Raw genomic sequence first — 1,983 nt, forward strand, 5'->3', positions numbered from 1 at the left:
CGGCCCGTGCGGCGCCAGCCACACGGCCAGGGCCGGCGCTGCCCCGCAGGGTCCCACCACACGTAAAGTATCCGTACTTTTCAAACCTGCCAACGCTGCTTTTTTGGCAAAGTACGGCATCCCGACGCGGCCCGACCACGGGCCCGGGGGCAATTGGCTCCCACATCTTCATCGGCCCGCCATCCGTAGGGGGCAACATTACATCTTGGCTCACTCCGTTTCTCGCATGAATCCGCTTCAACCCGCCGCGCAGGCCGCCCCCCAACGCTCCCCAGCCCTGGCCGACCTGGCAGCGCCGGCCCCCATCAGCATCGCCGACCGCGAAGCCACGCAACAAGCTCGTTTGCAGCAGGTGGGCCAGCGCCCGGGTACGCTCAATATCCGGCCCGGCGCCCTCAAGCCGCGCATCTTTCTGACATCGTACGACGAAGGCACCTGCCAGGAAGAGGAATACACCGACCGCTACGACGAGCTGCTGGCCTTTCTGCACCACCACCCCGAGCTCAAGCACTGGATTGACGTGCGCGGCTACGGCGACCTGCCCCTAATGGAGCGCATGATGCAGGATTTCGGCCTGCACCCGCTGCAGATGGAAGACGTACTCAACGACTACCAGCGCGCCAAGGTCGATGTGTTCGACGACCACCGCCTGTTCATGGTGTCGCGCATGACCGATTTCACCGCCAACCTCGAAATCGACGACGACCAGCTGTCCATTTTCACGGGGCCGAACTACGTGCTCTCGTTTCAGGATGACTACGACGACTGCCTCGACACGCTGCGGGCCCGCATCCGCAGCAATTTCAGCACCCTGCGCCGCCACCCGGTGCAGTACCTGGCCTACGCCCTCACCGACGTGGTGCTCGACCACTACTACCCTACTATGGCAGCCATCGGCGACTACATCGAGGAGCTGGAAACGGCCATTTTTGCCGAGCGCCGCCCGCGCCGCCTGCTCAACCGTATCCTGCGCATCAAGAAAGACGTGGTGCGCTTCCGCCGGCTGGTGTACCCCGAGCGCGACAAAATCGCGGAAATTCTGCGCCTGCCCGAAGAAACGGTGCCCGAAAGCCTCAAGATTTTCTATCGCGACGCCTACGACCACGCCATCCAGACCCTCGACCTGGCCGAGAGCTACCGCGACAACATTTCCTCCCTCACCGACCTCTACATGTCGGACCAGGGCAACCGCATGAACGAGGTGATGAAGGTGCTCACCATCATCAGCACCATCTTCATCCCGCTGAGCTTCGTGGTGGGCCTCTACGGTATGAATTTCCAGCGCCACGACGACCAGGGCCGCTTTCTGCCCCACAACATGCCCGAGCTCTACAGCCCCTACGGCTACCCGGTGGTGCTCATCGTGATGTGCCTGGTAGTAGCTACGCAGCTATTCTACTTTTATCGCAAAGGCTGGCTGACGAACCGGTAAGGTTGCGTCAATGAATGATGTACAACTGTTTCATTACCTGTGCTACCCGCTCTTCTACGGTGCCTTCCACCAGCGTGTAGGGGATGCCGTAGAAATCAAGCTGCATGAGAATGGCGCCGTGCTGGAAACTGCGCAGCGCCTCGGGGCCGCGCCAGCCGTCCTGCTCGAAGGGCACGGTGGGCGCACACACGAACGTGTGGGCGTAGCGCTGCCCGCACACGGCCGCCATGGCCTGCAAGGCGGGGTCGCAGCGGTGGAAATAGTAGTAGGAATAGAGCGCCGTGGTGGCCGCATTGGTGTCGCAGAACAGCACGCCACGGGCCCGCTGGGCGGCTTCGTCCTCCAACTCGGCGTGGCGGCGGGCAATGTAGAGCAGGTCTTCGTATTCCAGATTACCGTTTTTCTGCTCGTGCAGAGTGCGGCCGTACTCGGACACCCACTCGGTGCCGCAGGCCTCGGCCAGCGCAGCGCACAGCGTTGATTTGCCACTGCTTTCCGCGCCCAGAAACACCACGCGCGGCACCGGCGCGGGCGGCACCACGCCCAACTGC

2 protein-coding genes are annotated in these 1,983 nt (G+C 62.8%); one reads left to right on the plus strand and one right to left on the minus strand.

Annotation, left to right across the window (positions count from 1 at the left end):
* Nucleotides 1-226 precede the first annotated feature (226 nt).
* Nucleotides 227-1,432, plus strand: a complete 1,206-nt coding sequence (gene corA, locus ACYVDE_RS21260; RefSeq protein WP_460503539.1) for a magnesium and cobalt transport protein CorA — start codon at nt 227-229, stop codon at nt 1,430-1,432.
* Between the two features lie 7 nt (nt 1,433-1,439).
* Here corA and ACYVDE_RS21265 read toward each other — a convergent pair.
* The coding region (locus ACYVDE_RS21265) for an AAA family ATPase (protein WP_460503540.1) at nt 1,440-1,983 on the minus strand (544 nt) is incomplete at its 5' end.

This window comes from Hymenobacter agri (genome assembly GCF_054778495.1).

Coding starts and splice junctions, on each gene's coding strand:
- corA (WP_460503539.1), top strand. CDS start 227: ATGAATCCGCTTCAACCCGCCGCGCAGGCCGCCCCCCAACGCTCCCCA.